Origin of the sequence: Caballeronia telluris, assembly GCF_001544495.1 — a bacterium.
Taxonomy (GTDB): Bacteria; Pseudomonadota; Gammaproteobacteria; order Burkholderiales; family Burkholderiaceae; genus Caballeronia; species Caballeronia telluris.
Genome location: NZ_FCNZ02000003.1, coordinates 78,582 through 93,703, shown reverse-complemented (window position 1 = coordinate 93,703; position 15,122 = coordinate 78,582). Strand labels below are relative to the sequence as shown.

Here is a 15,122-nt window from a genome sequence, read left to right as displayed (position 1 = left end):
CGCATACGAACATGAACACGAACACGAACATGAACCCGACTGACGACAGCATCAATCCTCAACACCCGCTCGCGCATCTGTTCGAGAACAACGCGTCGTGGGTCAAGCGCGTGCTCGCCGAAGACCCCGAGTACTTCTCGCGTCTCGCGCACCAGCAGGCGCCCGAGTATCTGTGGATCGGCTGCTCCGATTCGCGCGTGCCGGCCAACCAGATCATCGGCCTGCCGCCGGGCGAAGTGTTCGTGCACAGAAACATCGCGAACGTGGTCGTGCACTCGGACCTAAACTGCCTGTCGGTGATCCAGTTCGCCGTCGACCTGCTGAAGGTAAAGCACATCATGGTGGTCGGTCACTATGGATGCTCGGGCGTGGGCGCGGCGCTCATGGGACACCGCGTCGGTCTCGCGGACAACTGGCTGCGCCACGTCGAGGACGTGCGCGAGAAGCATGCGACACTGCTCGACGAATGGCCGATGGGCACGGCGCGCCATCGCCGGTTGGTCGAGCTGAACACGATCGAGCAGACGTTGAACGTGTGCCGCACGACCATCGTCGACGATGCGTGGTCGCGCGGCCAGGAACTGACCGTGCACGGCTGGACCTACGGCGTGCACGACGGCCGCATGCGCAACATGGGCATGATGATCAGCGCGCCGGACCAGATCGAACCGGCGTATCAATCGTGTATCGCAGCACTGGCTCGCGGCGGCGCGCATTCGACGGAGAACGACGTGCTCGCCTCCGATGCCGCGCGCCTCGGCGATATTCCTGCCGTCGTGGCAGGCGTCATCAAGGAGTTGAAACATGAGTGAGACACATCGTGATCCGGTCGTCATCGTTTCGGCGGCACGCACGCCGATGGCGGCCTTTCAGGGCGACTTCGCCTCGCTGACGGCGCCCGAACTTGGCGCCGCGGCAATCTCGGCCGCACGCGAGCGCGCGGGGCTCGCGCCCGAACAGATCGAAGAAGTCGTGTTCGGCTGCGTGCTGCCTGCGGGCCAGGGCCAGGCGCCCGCACGGCAGGCCGCGCTCGGAGCGGGCCTGACGCTCGCGACCGGCTGCACCACCGTCAACAAGATGTGCGGCTCGGGCATGCGCGCCGCGATGTTCGCGCACGACATGCTGCTCGCGGGTTCCGTCGAAACGGCCGTCGCGGGCGGCATGGAAAGCATGACGAATGCGCCGTATCTGCTGCCGAAGGCGCGCGCCGGCATGCGCATGGGGCACGGCCAGGTACTCGATCACATGTTCCTCGACGGCCTCGAAGACGCTTATGAAAAAGGTCGCCTGATGGGGACGTTCGCGGAGCAATGCGCGTCGTCGTATGCGTTTTCGCGCGAAGCGCAGGACGCGTTCGCGATCGAATCGCTGCGACGCGCGCAGCGGGCAAACGACGACGGCTCCTTCAAGTGGGAGATCGCGCCCGTCACGGTGAAGGGCCGCAAGGGCGAAACCGTGATCGACCGCGACGAGCAGCCGTTCAAGGCCGACATCGACAAGATCCCGACGCTCAAACCCGCGTTCGCGAAGGACGGCACGGTGACGGCGGCGAACGCGTCGTCGATTTCGGATGGCGCCGCGGCGCTCGTGATGATGCGTGCATCGACGGCCAAACGCCTCGGCGTGACGCCGCTTGCGCGCGTCGCAGGACACAGCACGTTCGCGCAGCAACCCGCGCTCTTCACGACGGCGCCCGTCGGCGCGATCCGCAAGCTCTTCGAGAAGAACGGCTGGCGCGCAAACGACGTCGACCTGTACGAGATCAACGAAGCGTTCGCCGTCGTGACGATGGCCGCGATGCGCGAACACGACCTGCCGCACGACAAGGTGAACGTGCACGGCGGCGCCTGCGCGCTCGGGCATCCGATCGGCGCGTCGGGCGCGCGCATTCTCGTCACGCTGATCGGCGCGCTGCGGCAGCGCGGACTGAAGCGCGGCGTCGCGAGCCTGTGCATCGGCGGCGGCGAGGCGACGGCGATGGGCGTGGAGTTGTTCTGAGTCTTTCAGACAAGGACCCGAAATGAAAACCGTATTGATCGTCGGTGCGTCGCGTGGAATCGGTCACGAGTTCGCGAGTGTCTATTGCCGCGACGGCTGGCGCGTGCTCGCCACCGCGCGCGACAAGGCGTCGCTGCATGCGCTCGACGCGCTCGGGGCGCAGACTTTCACACTCGACGTCGCGCAGCCCGAGCAGGTCGCCGCGCTCGCGTGGCAGCTGGAAGGCGAGACGCTCGATGTCGCGGTCATCGTTTCGGGCGTGTACGGCCCGCGCACGGAAGGCGTGCAGTCAATCAGCGCGGAAGACTTCGACGACGTCATGCGCATCAACGTGCGCGGCCCGATGCAACTGATTCCCGTGCTGCTGCCGCTCGTCGATGCGGCGGGCGGCGTGCTCGCCGTGCTGTCGAGCAGGATGGGCAGCATCGGCACGGCGAGCGGCACGACCGGCTGGCTCTATCGCGCGAGCAAGGCGGCGCTGAACGCGGTGCTCAAGGTGGCGTCGCTGGAAACGCGGCACTCCACTTGCATCGCGCTGCATCCGGGCTGGGTGCGCACGGAGATGGGCGGTTCGTCGGCGGCGATCGACGTCGCGCACAGCGTGGCCGGCATGCGCGCGGTGATCGCCGAGGCGGGTGCAATGCGCAACGAGTTCAACGGCAGCTTCGTGCAATACGACGGCACGAAGATCGACTGGTGAGCGTCAATACAATCAACGTTTCGAGGGACCGCTCGTGACTTATCAGGTGCATGGTGTATCGGCTTCGGGCAACTGCTACAAGGTGAGGCTCGCGCTCGAACAACTGAATTTGCCGTATGTGTGGCATGAAGTCGACATGATGAACGGCGCGACGCGCACCGATGCGTTTCGCACGCTCAATCCGAACGGCAAGGTGCCGGTGCTGCAGATCGACGACAGCACGTGTCTTTCCGAATCGGATGCGATTCTCTGCTACCTCGCCGACGGCACGCCGCTGATGCCGACCGACCGCCTCGCGCGCGCGCAGGTGCTTCAGTGGATGTTCTTCGAGCAATACAGCCACGAGCCGAACGTCGCGGTGGCGCGCTTCATTCTGCAGTTCCTCAAGACGCCTGACGATCCGCGCCTGCCCGAGAAGATCGCGGGCTCGTACCGCGCACTCGACGTGATGGAGTCGCACCTCGCGACGCACACGTATTTCGTCGGCGAGTGCTACAGCGTCGCGGACATCGCGCTCTATGCCTACACGCATGTGGCGGGCGAAGCGAATCTCGATCTCGTGCGCTATCCGGCCATCCGCGCGTGGCTCGAACGCGTGCGCACGCAGCCGCGTCACCTCGACATGCCGCACGCCGATCAATGAAGCCGCTCGAATGCCCATGCGGCGGCGCGTCGCCCGAGCGCCGGCCGAACGAGCGCGCGCCGCTTTACGCCGACTGCTGCGCACGGTTCGTCGAAGGCCGCGCCTCACCCGCCACGGCGATGGAGCTGATGCGATCGCGCTACACCGCCTACGTTCTCGGCGACACGCCCTATCTGCGCGCGACATGGTCGGGCGTTACATGTCCGCCCGACCTCGACGCCTCCGCCGATCCGGCCACACGCTGGCTCGGCCTGCAGATCAGGCGCCATGAACAGACCGACGCGAATCATGCGCAAGTCGAATTCGTCGCGCGCTACAAGGTCGGCGGACGCGCGCACCGTCTGCATGAAACGAGCCGTTTCGAGCGCAATGCTGAAGGACGCTGGCTTTATATCGACGGCGAAATGAATAAAGCTTAATAAAGCTTATTAAGCGTTCCCTACAATTACACGGTAGAAATTCCCTTAACGACTGCTTTCGATTTAAGCGAGTAATTACAGGGTCTTCGCTAATTGTTCACATTCTTTTTGACCAGTTAATCTACGGCTACATCAGGCGAATTTCTTATGCAGTGCCTGAATGCCCGTTTTGATGCCAAATGTCGTGTCTGTTCAGGACATGACTCCCGGAATCCCGCCGTCATACTGCTTCCAAAGTTAAGCAGGGAGGTCGGTTTGTGACTTGGGTTTGCGTTTTCAATCTGGGCCGCACCGTTTAATGCCTTTCAGGCCGCTGGAGTTCAAAGGGATGGGAAGCAGAGTCTGGTCGATCGGGTTGAGCCTCATTTGCGCGCTCGGAACGCTGCACTCCGTCGCGCACGCCGATCCGGTCGGCGGCACGCGCCAGTCGGAAGGACTGCAGGCACCCGCGTTCGGCCAGTTGCCCGGCGCCGCCGATCCGACCCTTCCCGTCGTCGACACCAGTCTGAACGAAACCGTGATCCGCGTTCCCGAGGACGACATCACGCTTCAGACCACCGTCTTCAAGCCGGACGGCAACGGCCCGTTCCCGATGGTCGTGTTCAACCACGGCAAGCTCCCCGGCGACTCGCACAACCAGCCCCGTAACCGCCCGCTCGCGCTCGCACGCGAATTCGTGCGGCATGGCTACGTCGTCGTGGTGCCGAATCGCCGCGGTTTCGCCGAATCCGACGGCAACTACGCGGGCAGCGGCTGCAATGTCGAAGCGAACGGCTACGCGCAGGCGCGCGACGTCGCGGCAACCGTCGCGTACATGAGCCAGCAGCCTTACGTGGACAAAGCGCATATCGTCGTCGGCGGCACCTCGCATGGCGGGCTGACCGCGATCGCCTATGGCGCGCACGACGCCGTGTCGGCACCCGGCGTGCGCGGCCTGATCAACTTCTCCGGCGGACTGCGCCAGGACGAGTGCGAAGGCTGGCAGAAAAACCTGACGTCGGCATTCGGCGCCTACGGCGAAAAGGTGCGTCTCCCGTCGCTCTGGCTCTACGGCAACAACGACTCCGTGTGGCAGGGCGCACTCGCCGGCCAGATGTATACAGCGTTCACCGAACACGGCGCGAAAGCCCAGATGTTCGATTTCGGCAACTACAAGAACGATGCGCACCGGCTCGTCGGCGACCGCGACGGCGTTCAGGTCTGGTGGCCGCGCGTGAAGGCGTTCCTCGCGCAGATCGGCATGCCGACTTCGGTGCAATATCAGGTCTTCGAGCCGCATGCGCCCAAAGCCACCGGTTACGCGAACCTCGACGCCGTGACCGCCGTTCCTTTCCTCGACGAAAGCGGCCGCGCCGGCTACCGCAACTTCCTGAACCAGTATTCGAGCCGGGCGTTCGCGGTCTCGAATTCGGGCGCGTGGTCGTGGGCCGAGGGCGGCGACGACCCGATGTCGGTCGCGCTCGCGAGCTGCCAGAAACAAAGCAGCGACCCGTGCCGGCTCTACGCAGTCGACGACGCCGTCGTCTGGCGCGATTCCAGCGGCGACACGCAGACCGCATCGCGCTGAATTTCACCGAACTCCGCATTTTTTTCACGCCGGCGCACGCGCCGGCGTTTTTGCATCTTCGCGCTCAAAAAGCGCCGACAAGCCAACGCGATGCGCGAAGTTACGCGCGGTATCGTGTCCGCCGCGCGCGCGCCCGGCCGCGTCGCGGGCCCGCATTGCGGGCCGGAATCGAAATGCATCTCGAATTTAGCGATAATCGGTTTCTCGTCGTCCACCTTGCGAAGACATTTCCATGACCGATGCACTGAACCTGCAACGTCTCCGGTTCGCCGTCGAGGGACACGTTGCCCGCGTGACGCTCGACCGCTCCGACGTGCGCAACGCCTTCGACGAAGCCACGATCGTCGAACTGACCGCCGCGTTTCGCGCGCTCGATGACGACACCAGCGTGCGCGCCATCGTGCTCGCCGCGAACGGCCCGGCGTTCTGCGCGGGCGCGGACCTGAACTGGATGCAACGCATGGCGGGTTACTCGGACGCCGAGAACCGCGCCGACGCGCTCGGTCTCGCGACGATGCTCAACACGATCTACACGTGCAGGAAGCCGGTGATCGCGCGCGTGCAGGGCGACGCCTACGCGGGCGGCATGGGGCTCGTCGCCGCGTGCGACATCGCGATCAGCGCCGACAACGCGAACTTCTGCCTGTCGGAAGCGAAGCTCGGCCTGATGCCCGCGACGATCGCGCCCTATGTGATCCGCGCGATGGGCGCACGCGCGGCGCATCGTTATTTCGTCACTGCCGAGCGGTTCGATGCGGCCGAAGCGCTGCGCATCGGCTTCGTGCACCAGGTCGTGGCCGCCGAGCAGCTCGACGCGGCCGTCAACGCGGTCGCGGCGTCGATCGTCGCGAACAGCCCGAACGCGGTGCGCGAATGCAAGCAACTGGTGGTCGACCTGGCGGAGCGGGCAATCGACGATACGCTGATCACCGATACCGCCGATCGCATCGCGCGCATTCGCGCCTCCGACGAAGGACGCGAAGGCGTGCGCAGTTTTCTGGAGAAGCGCAAGCCGTCGTGGCTCGCGTGAAGTAATAGGCGTGCGCGCCGCGCATGTCGTGGAGTTGCCTTGAACACTGAAGCCAATCAAGACTGGGTCGCGCGTTCGCTCGCCGCCGTGTGGCATCCCTGCACCCAGATGAAACATCATGAGCGCCTGCCGCTGATTGCCGTCGCGCGCGGCAAGGGCGCGTGGCTCTACGATCACGAAGGACGCCGCTATCTCGACGGCATCAGTTCGTGGTGGGTCAATCTCTTCGGCCACGCGAATCCGGCGATCAACGCGGCGCTCAAAGATCAGCTCGACACGCTCGAACACGCGATGCTCGCGGGCTGCACCCACGAGCCGGCCGTGCTGCTCGCGGAACGTCTTTCGGCGCTGACGCAACACACGCTCGGCCACGCGTTCTTCGCCTCCGATGGCGCATCGGCGGTCGAGATCGCGCTAAAGATGAGCTTTCACTATTGGCGCAATCGCGGAGAGACGCAGAAGCGCGAGTTCGTGTGCCTCGCGAACAGCTATCACGGCGAGACCATCGGCGCGCTCGGCGTCACCGATGTTGCGCTTTTCAAGGACGCTTACGATCCGCTGATCCGTCACGCGCATGTGGTCACCTCGCCCGATTCGCGCAAAGGCGACGACGCTGCGCGCGTCGCGCTCGCGGACATGCGCGCGCTATTCGAAGCGCGCGCGCAGCATCTCGCGGCGGTGATCGTCGAGCCGCTCGTGCAGTGCGCGGCCGGCATGGCGATGCATGATGCGTCGTATCTCGCGGGACTGCGCGCGCTATGCGACGAGTTCGGCGTGCATCTGATCGCCGATGAAATCGCGGTCGGCTGCGGACGCACGGGCACGTTCTTCGCGTGCGAACAGGCGTCGGTCTGGCCGGATTTTCTGTGTCTCTCGAAGGGCATCAGCGGCGGTTATCTGCCGCTCTCGATCGTGCTCACGCGCGATGAAATCTACGCCGCCTTCTACGACGACGACCTCACGCGCGGCTTCCTGCATTCGCATTCGTACACGGGCAACCCGCTCGCATGCCGCGCGGCGCTCGCAACGCTGGACCTGTTCGAAAGCGCGGACGTGCTCAACGAAAACCGTCGTAAATCGTCGTCGATGAGCGCTGCGCTGAAGCCTTTGGCCGGTCATCCGAACGTGCGCGACCTGCGCTCGCGTGGCACGATCTTCGCGTTCGACGCGCTCATCGAAGACGCAGCGCAAGCGCGCACCTTCTCCCGGCGTTTCTTCGAAAATGCCTTGAAACAGGAGCTTTTGTTGCGTCCGATCGGCAAGACCGTGTACCTGATGCCGCCGTATATCCTCAATGACGAAGAGCTGATGCTGCTCGCCGAACGCACGCGCACGACCTTCGAAGCCACGCTCGCGGAGGCCGCATGAGCAGCACATCCGACGCGCTCTTCGATACGCTGAAGCAAGGCCTCGCCGACATCGACCAGCGCGGTTTGCGCCGCCGACGCCGCACCGCCGACAGCGCCTGCGCCGCGCACATGACGGTGGACGCACGCGCGATCATCGGCTTCGCGAGCAACGACTATCTCGGCCTCGCCGCGCACGAGAAGTTGCGCGCGGCGCTCGCAGAAGGTGCAGAGCGTTACGGCGCGGGCAGCGGCGGCTCGCATCTTCTGGGCGGCCACTCGCGCGCGCACGCGCAGCTCGAAGACGACCTCGCGGCATTCTCCGGGGGTTTCGTCGACAACCCGCGCGCGCTCTATTTCAGCACCGGCTACATGGCGAACCTCGCCGTGCTCACGACACTTAGCGGTCGCGGCACGCTCGTCTTCTCCGATTCGCTCAACCACGCCTCGCTGATCGATGGCGTGCGGCTCTCGCGCGCCGAAGTGCAGATCTATCCGCACGCGGACATGGCCGCGCTCGACGCCATGCTCGACGCCTCGTCGGGCGAAGCGGCCACGAAGGTGATCGTGACCGATACCGTGTTCAGCATGGACGGCGATATCGCGCCGCTCGCGCGTCTCGTCGAACTCGCGGAGCGTCATGGCGCGTGGCTCGTCGTCGACGACGCGCACGGCTTCGGCGTGCTCGGACCGCAAGGACGCGGCGCACTCGCGCATGCGGCACTGCGCTCGCCGCATCTCGTCTACGTCGGCACGCTCGGGAAGGCGGCGGGCGTCGCGGGCGCGTTCGTCATCGCGCACGAGACCGCGATCGAATGGCTCGTGCAGCGTGCGCGTCCGTATATCTTCACGACGGCATCGCCGCCGGCCGTCGCTCATGCGGTGTCGGCGAGCATCAGGATCATCGGGAGCGAAGAAGGCGACGCGCGTCGCGAGCATCTCGCCGCGCTGATCGAGACGACGCGCGCGATGCTTCGGCGCACGCGCTGGCTTCCGGTCGATTCGCACACGGCCGTGCAGCCGCTCGTGATCGGCGGCAACGACGACACGCTCGCGCTCGCCGCCGCGCTCGATGCAAAAGGACTCTGGGTGCCCGCGATCCGTCCGCCGACGGTGCCCGCGGGCACGTCGCGTCTGCGCATCTCGCTGTCCGCGTCGCACAGCGACGGGGACCTCGCCCTGCTCGGCGATGCGCTTCACGCGTTGAGCGAGCGGCAGTCATGAACGCGCCCGTTTCCTTCTTCGTCGCCGGCACCGATACGGAGATCGGCAAGACGCTCGTGTCGTCGGCGCTGCTGCACGGCTTCGCGCAACAGGGCCTGCGCGCCGCCGCGATGAAGCCGATCGCGGCGGGCGCCTTCGAGCGCGACGGCGTCTGGCATAACGAAGACGCCGATCAGCTCGATGCCGCCGCGAACGTCGCGCTGCCGCCCGACATCCGCACGCCGTATTTGCTGAAGGAACCCATCGCGCCGCATATCGCGGCCGCGCGCGAGGGCGTCTCGCTCGACATCTCGCGTATCGTCGATGCCCATAAGCTCGCGATGACGCAGGCCGATGTCGTCGTGGTGGAAGGCGTCGGCGGCTTTCGCGTGCCGCTCACCGATGTACACGACACCGCGGACCTCGCGTTCGCGCTGAACCTGCCGGTCGTGCTCGTGGTCGGCATGCGGCTCGGCTGCATCAGCCACGCGCTGCTCACCGCCGAGGCGATTGCCGCGCGTGGTCTCACGCTCGCGGGCTGGGTCGCGAATCGCGTCGATCCGGACATGCTCTATCCCGGCGAGAACATCGAGGCGATCCGCCTGCGGCTCGACAGCCAGTACAACGCGCCGCTCATCGGCACCGTGCCCTATCTCGCGCCGCCCGATGCCGCGCAGGCGGCCACGCACATCGATTCGACCCTGCTGTTGCAGACGCTTCAGGCAACCGACGCGGGCCAATGACTCACGCTTTATCCAGAGGATTGATCACATGACGCAAGCACGAACCGACGAAACTCAGACTCAAGCCGCGCCGCAAGCGCAGACGCTGCAGCGCTGGCGCGTCGCGGATGTCGTGGCGCTTTACGAACTGCCGTTCAACGACCTGCTCTATCGCGCGCAGACCGTGCATCGCGAGCACTTCGACCCGAACACCGTGCAGCTCTCGACGCTGCTCTCCATCAAGACGGGCGGCTGTGAGGAAGACTGCGCGTACTGTCCGCAGTCGGTGCATCACGATACCGGGCTGAAGGCCGACAAGCTGATGGAAGTCGATGCCGTGTTGAAGGCCGCCGAGATCGCTAAGTCCAACGGCGCGACGCGCTTTTGCATGGGCGCGGCGTGGCGCAATCCGAAGGACCGTCATCTCGAACCGATCAAGGACATGATCCGCGGCGTGAAGGCGATGGGCCTGGAAACCTGCGTGACGCTTGGCATGCTGGAGGCGCATCAGGCAGAAGGCCTGCGCGAAGCGGGACTCGACTACTACAACCACAACCTCGACACGTCGCCCGAGTTCTACGGCCAGATCATCTCGACGCGCACTTACCAGGACCGCCTCGACACGCTCGAACGTGTGCGCGATGTCGGGATCAACGTGTGTTGCGGCGGGATCGTCGGCATGGGCGAATCGCGTCGCGAGCGCGCGGGGCTCGTCACCCAGCTTGCGAACATGGACCCGTATCCGGAATCGGTGCCGATCAACAATCTCGTGCAGGTCGAAGGCACGCCGCTCACCGGCACCGCGCCGCTCGATCCGTTCGAATTCGTGCGCACGATCGCGGTGGCGCGCATCACGATGCCGCGCGCGATGGTCCGGCTCTCGGCCGGACGCGAACAAATGGACGAAGCGCTGCAGGCGCTTTGCTTCGCCGCTGGCGCGAACTCGATCTTCTACGGCGATCAGTTGCTCACGACGAGCAATCCCCAAGCCGAAGCGGACCGCAAGTTGCTGGAGCGCCTCGGCATTCGCGCGGAGGCTTCGCAGCAGGTTCAAGAAGCGCAAGCCTGCGATACGAAGTGCGGTCACGCGTAAGTGTTGAACGCTGTTCGATGCGCGTGTAGTGCTGCGGTGGAACTTGTTTTCTTAGTGGTCGTTTAGCACTGCCCCTGTCCAGGGCAGTGTTAAACCAAGTCGCCCAACCAAGCGCTCAGCGCTTATCAACGACCACCTGATCGAACGTCCCGCCATCGGCGAAATGCGTCTGCTGCGCCTTCTGCCAACTGCCGAATATCTGCTCGACCGTGAACGTCTTCAGCGGCTTGAACTCGCTGGCGTGTTTCGCCAGCACCTCGGCGTTGCGCGGCCGCAAGTGATGCTGCGCGATGATCTCCTGCCCAGCCGGCGAATACAGATAGTCGAGATACGCCTGCGCCTCCTTGCGCGTGCCGCGCTTGTCCACGACCTTGTCGACGATCGTCACCGGCGGCTCCGCGAGCAGGCTCATCGACGGATACACGGCATCGAAATCCTTCGCGCCGACGCCCGTATCGATCAGCGCCACTTCGTTCTCGAACGTCACGAGCACATCGCCGATGCCGCGCTGTGTGAAGGTCGTCGTCGCGCCTCGGCCGCCCGTGTCGAGCACCGGCACGTTCTTGAAGATCGCTTTCTCGAAGTCCTGCGCCTGCGCATCGGTCGCGCCCTGCTGTTTCTTGTAGCCCCACGCGGCGAGATACGTGTAGCGCCCGTTGCCCGATGTCTTTGGATTGGCGATCACCACCTGCACGCCCGGACGCGCGAGATCGCTCCAGTCTTTGATGTTCTTCGGATTGCCCTGACGCACCAGGAACACCATCGTCGTCGTGTACGGCGCGCTGTTGTTCGGCAAGCGCGTGCGCCAGTTCGCGGGAACGAGTTGTCCGCGTTCCGCCAGCAAGTCGATGTCGTTCGGCTGGTTCATCGTCACGACGTCGGCCTGCAGACCCTGCGTCACCGAAAGCGCCTGCGCGCTCGACGCGCCATGCGACTGGCGGATCGATATCGTCTCGCCCGATTTCTTCTTGTAGTCCGCGACGAAAGCCGCGTCGATGTCCTTGTACAGCTCGCGCGTGACGTCGTACGAAACGTTCAGGAGCGTCGTGTCCGCGTGCGCGAGCCCCGCCATCAGCCCGAGCGCCGCCACGAGCGCCTTCTTCGATGCCGCCATGTTTTCTCCTGGTTGTCGAAGATGTCTTCGAATACAAAAAAGGCCGCGTCGAAGCGGCCGTGATGGGATTCTATCCAAACGCGCACGGTCAGCCGTAAGCAAGCAGTTCGAGCGGGCTCGCGCGAGCATCCTGCGCGCCGCCTGCATGATGCGGCGCTCCGAGGTGGATCAGTGTATCGACGAAATACTTCGCCCGCGGCCACGGCCCGAAACCCGCCGCCGTGTTGATATGGCCTGCATCGCCGAGATTCACGAATGCGCTGCCGACATCGTGCGCGAACTGCTTCGCCCGATCGAAAGGCATCCACGGATCAGTTTCGCTCGCCACGAGAATGGACGGCACGTCCAGGCGCCGCGCCTCGAAAGCGCCGGCAAAGCGGAACTTGTCCGGGCTCGCGGGCGCGACGAACAGCACGCCCGCCACGTCCGCTTCAATCTCGCGCATCGACAACGCATGCGCCGTCGCAAGACAGCCAAAACTGTGCGCGGCAATCACGACCGGCCCGCGCTCGTTCGCGAGCAACGCGCGCACCGCGTTCGCCCAAATGTCGAGATGCGGCGCGTCCCAGTCGTCCTGCTCGACGCGCGCCGAACGCGCGTACTGCCGCTCCAGCCACGTCTGCCAATGCGCGCCTTCGCTGCCGTGCAAGCCGGGCACGGTGACGAGCCGCGTCGGCGAGCCTGACCTGCATGTTTTCATATCGACCTCGCTGCCGGCATCGGGCCGGCGCTTTCCATGAGGCATTGTCAGATGCCGCCCGCTGCGAACGAACCAATATTTCGTCATTTGTTTATGGTGCCTCGTCCGCCGCAGCAGTTAAGCGAATCCGGGATCGCGCGCGGTCCCGGCCAAGACCGTAAAATGAACGCAAACCCCCACGGAGGCCGTATGTCTGACTTGCCAGGTGTGTCCACCGATCAACCCACCGCGTCTGATCGTTCGCGAACCCTCGCCACGCTGCAACCGTTTCACCTCGCGTTTCCCGTCACGAGCCTGACGAACGCGCGCGCGTTCTACGGCGAGCTGCTCGGCTGCGCGGAAGGCCGCAGCTCGCCGGAGTGGGTCGACTTCGATTTCTTCGGCCATCAACTCGTCGCGCATCTTGCGCCCGACGAAGTGCGGCCGCCCGCGAAGAACGCCGTCGATGGCGACGACGTGCCGGTGCGCCACTTCGGCGTCGTGCTCTCGATGGACGACTGGCACGCGCTGGCCGAGCGTCTCAAAGGCGTAGGCACGAAGTTCATCATCGAGCCGCATATCCGCTTCAAGGGCGAAGTCGGCGAGCAGGCGACGATGTTCTTCCTCGACCCGTGTGGCAACGCGCTGGAGTTCAAGGCATTCAGGGACATCGGCAATCTGTTTGCAAAGTGAGCGCGACGTGACAAGGATCATCTTCTACGAACGGAGCACGGACGCCTCCCTCTGGCTACACGACCTGGCGCGCGCCCTGCCCGAAGCCGACTTGCGCGAGTGGCAGCCCGGCGACACCGCGCCCGCCGACTACGCGATCGTCTGGCGCGCACCGCGCGAGCTGTTCGCGAACCGGCCGGACCTGAAGGCGGTGTTCAACCTCGGCGCGGGCGTCGATGCGATTCTCGACGTCGAGCGCAAGGAACCCGGCACGCTGCCGCCGAACGCGAAACTCGTGCGTCTCGAAGACTCCGGCATGGCACAGCAGATGGTCGAGTACGCGATGCACGCGGTGCTGCGCTATATGCGCCGCCTCGACGAATACGAAGCGCTGCAGCGCGAGGGCCGCTGGGAAAAGCTGCGCGCGCATCCGCGCGAGCGCTTTACCGTCGGCGTGCTCGGGCTCGGCGTGCTGGGCACGGAAGTCGCGCGCGCGTTGACGACGCTCGGCGTGCCGGTGCGCGGTTTCAGCCGCAGCGCGAAGCAGATAGCAGGCGTGTCGACCTACGCGGGCGAAGCGCAATTCGATGCCTTCCTCGACGGCGTGCAGGTCCTCATCAACCTGCTCCCGCACACGCCGGACACCGAAGGCATGCTGAACCGCCGCCTGTTCGCGAAGCTCGCGCACGGCGCGTATCTGGTGAACCTGGCGCGCGGCGCGCATCTCGTCGATGACGACCTGCTCGGCGCGCTCGACAGCGGCCAGATCGCCGCCGCGACGCTCGACGTCTTTCACACCGAGCCTTTGCCGAAGGATCATCCGTTCTGGCAGGCGCCGCGTGTGACCATCACGCCGCACGTCTCCGCTGAAACGCTTCGCGAAGAAAGCGTCGAGCAGATCGCGCGGAAGATTTCCGCGCTGGAGCGCGGCGAATCCATCAGCGGCATCGTCGATATGACACGCGGCTATTGACTACAGACAAGCTGGACAGAGGAGACACACATGATTCCCGCCAAGGTGAAGATCGTCGAAGTCGGACCGCGCGACGGTCTGCAGAACGAGAAGGAGTTCGTTTCGACCGAGACCAAGATCGAACTCGTCGACCGGCTAGCCGATGCCGGTTTGCAGAAGGTGGAGGCAACCTCGTTCGTCTCGCCGAAATGGGTGCCGCAGATGGCCGACGGCGCCGCCGTCATGGCCGGCATCGCGCGCCGCGAAGGCACGATCTACTCGGTGCTCACCCCGAACATGCGCGGCTTCGAAGGCGCGCTGGAAGCGCGGGCCGATGAGGTCGTGATCTTCGGCGCAGCGAGCGAGGCGTTCTCGCAGAAGAACATCAATTGCAGCATCGCGGAGAGCATCGCGCGCTTCGAGCCCGTCGCCAAGGCCGCGAAGGACGCGGGCGTGCGGTTGCGCGCGAGTATTTCCTGCGCGCTCGGCTGTCCGTATCAGGGCGAAGTGCCAGTGGCGTCGGTGGTCGATGTCGTCGAGCGCATGGCGGCGCTCGGTTGCGACGAAATCGATATCGCCGACACGATCGGCGTCGGCACGGCCAAGCGCACGCGCGAGGTGCTCGCGGCGGCATCGAAAGTGTTTCCGCGCGAGCGGCTCTCGGGCCACTTCCATGATACTTACGGGCAGGCCGTCGCCAACATCTACGCGGCGCTGCTGGAAGGCATCGAAATCTTTCACGCGTCGGTGGCGGGGCTTGGCGGCTGTCCGTATGCGAAGGGCGCGACGGGCAATGTCGCGACCGAGGACGTCGTGTATCTGATGAACGGACTCGGCATCGAGACGGGCGTCGATCTCGGCAAGCTGATCGAGATCGGCGACTTCATTTCGCGCGCGATCGGCAAGCCGAGCGCTTCGCGCGCGGGCAAGGCGCTCCTCGCGAAGCAACGCGACGGCGTCGGCGCGTGCGTTTGAACTTGCGTT

The 15,122-nt window shown here is 65.1% G+C and carries 16 protein-coding genes; 14 read left to right on the top strand and 2 right to left on the bottom strand.

All coding sequences use genetic code 11. From position 1 onward, the window contains the following. The first annotated feature begins 29 nt into the window (after positions 1 to 29). The 11 genes from can to bioB all read left to right on the top strand — a co-directional run bounded on the left by can (position 30) and on the right by bioB (position 10,721). Positions 30 to 812, top strand: a complete 783-nt coding sequence (can, locus tag AWB66_RS05060) for a carbonate dehydratase (RefSeq protein WP_087629406.1) — start codon at positions 30 to 32, stop codon at positions 810 to 812. Continuing rightward, complete coding sequence (locus AWB66_RS05055; protein ID WP_087629182.1) at positions 805 to 1,998, top strand: acetyl-CoA C-acetyltransferase; 1,194 nt, start codon at positions 805 to 807, stop codon at positions 1,996 to 1,998. The genes can and AWB66_RS05055 overlap by 8 nt, the downstream gene beginning before the upstream one ends. Before the next feature lie 22 nt (positions 1,999 to 2,020). Then, on the top strand, positions 2,021 to 2,698 hold the full coding sequence (locus tag AWB66_RS05050; RefSeq protein ID WP_087629181.1) for an SDR family oxidoreductase: 678 nt from the start codon (positions 2,021 to 2,023) through the stop codon (positions 2,696 to 2,698). A gap of 34 nt (positions 2,699 to 2,732) precedes the next feature. Continuing rightward, entirely contained in the window at positions 2,733 to 3,341 is a 609-nt protein-coding gene (locus AWB66_RS05045) for a glutathione S-transferase family protein (protein WP_087629180.1), read from the top strand. Next, positions 3,338 to 3,760 carry a YchJ family protein gene (locus AWB66_RS05040; RefSeq protein ID WP_087629179.1) on the top strand — a complete coding sequence of 141 codons (423 nt, stop codon included), beginning with the start codon at positions 3,338 to 3,340 and terminating at the stop codon, positions 3,758 to 3,760. Before AWB66_RS05045 ends, AWB66_RS05040 begins: the two co-directional genes overlap by 4 nt. Positions 3,761 to 4,088: 328 nt before the next feature. Continuing rightward, complete coding sequence (locus AWB66_RS05035) at positions 4,089 to 5,327, top strand: dienelactone hydrolase family protein (RefSeq protein ID WP_087629178.1); 1,239 nt, start codon at positions 4,089 to 4,091, stop codon at positions 5,325 to 5,327. A 232-nt stretch (positions 5,328 to 5,559) separates the two neighbouring features. Then, the gene (locus AWB66_RS05025) at positions 5,560 to 6,357 is read left to right on the top strand and encodes an enoyl-CoA hydratase/isomerase family protein (RefSeq protein WP_087629176.1); all 798 of its coding nucleotides are present in this window, start codon (positions 5,560 to 5,562) and stop codon (positions 6,355 to 6,357) included. A gap of 39 nt (positions 6,358 to 6,396) precedes the next feature. Continuing rightward, positions 6,397 to 7,725: an adenosylmethionine--8-amino-7-oxononanoate transaminase gene (gene bioA, locus AWB66_RS05020; RefSeq protein WP_087629175.1), complete on the top strand. Its 1,329-nt coding sequence runs from the start codon at positions 6,397 to 6,399 to the stop codon at positions 7,723 to 7,725. Next, positions 7,722 to 8,927, top strand: coding sequence for an 8-amino-7-oxononanoate synthase (gene bioF, locus AWB66_RS05015; RefSeq protein WP_087629174.1), 1,206 nt, complete (start codon positions 7,722 to 7,724; stop codon positions 8,925 to 8,927). Before bioA ends, bioF begins: the two co-directional genes overlap by 4 nt. After that, a complete protein-coding gene (gene bioD / locus AWB66_RS05010) occupies positions 8,924 to 9,649 on the top strand; it encodes a dethiobiotin synthase (RefSeq protein ID WP_087629173.1) in 726 nt (241 codons plus the stop codon). Before bioF ends, bioD begins: the two co-directional genes overlap by 4 nt. Before the next feature lie 28 nt (positions 9,650 to 9,677). Beyond that, positions 9,678 to 10,721, top strand: coding sequence for a biotin synthase BioB (gene bioB / locus AWB66_RS05005; RefSeq protein WP_087629172.1), 1,044 nt, complete (start codon positions 9,678 to 9,680; stop codon positions 10,719 to 10,721). A 115-nt stretch (positions 10,722 to 10,836) separates the two neighbouring features. Here the strand turns inward: bioB and AWB66_RS05000 are convergent, their stop codons facing one another. Together AWB66_RS05000 and AWB66_RS04995 are read right to left on the bottom strand one after the other, a co-directional pair. Beyond that, positions 10,837 to 11,835 (bottom strand): sulfate ABC transporter substrate-binding protein, encoded by a 999-nt coding sequence (locus tag AWB66_RS05000; RefSeq protein WP_087629171.1) that lies wholly within the window; start codon positions 11,833 to 11,835, stop codon positions 10,837 to 10,839. Positions 11,836 to 11,923: 88 nt separating this feature from the next. Further along, positions 11,924 to 12,535, bottom strand: a complete 612-nt coding sequence (locus tag AWB66_RS04995) for an RBBP9/YdeN family alpha/beta hydrolase (protein ID WP_087629170.1) — start codon at positions 12,533 to 12,535, stop codon at positions 11,924 to 11,926. 189 nt (positions 12,536 to 12,724) lie between these two features. Here AWB66_RS04995 and AWB66_RS04990 point away from each other — a divergent pair, with 189 nt between their 5' ends. Genes AWB66_RS04990 through AWB66_RS04980 form a run of 3 tightly spaced genes read left to right on the top strand, consistent with a single transcriptional unit; the run spans position 12,725 to position 15,113 of the window. After that, positions 12,725 to 13,207 carry a VOC family protein gene (locus tag AWB66_RS04990; RefSeq protein WP_165829889.1) on the top strand — a complete coding sequence of 161 codons (483 nt, stop codon included), beginning with the start codon at positions 12,725 to 12,727 and terminating at the stop codon, positions 13,205 to 13,207. Positions 13,208 to 13,214: 7 nt separating this feature from the next. Next, positions 13,215 to 14,159 (top strand): 2-hydroxyacid dehydrogenase, encoded by a 945-nt coding sequence (locus AWB66_RS04985; RefSeq protein WP_087629404.1) that lies wholly within the window; start codon positions 13,215 to 13,217, stop codon positions 14,157 to 14,159. A 30-nt stretch (positions 14,160 to 14,189) separates the two neighbouring features. Beyond that, positions 14,190 to 15,113 carry a hydroxymethylglutaryl-CoA lyase gene (locus tag AWB66_RS04980; RefSeq protein WP_087629169.1) on the top strand — a complete coding sequence of 308 codons (924 nt, stop codon included), beginning with the start codon at positions 14,190 to 14,192 and terminating at the stop codon, positions 15,111 to 15,113. The last annotated feature ends 9 nt before the right edge of the window (positions 15,114 to 15,122 follow it).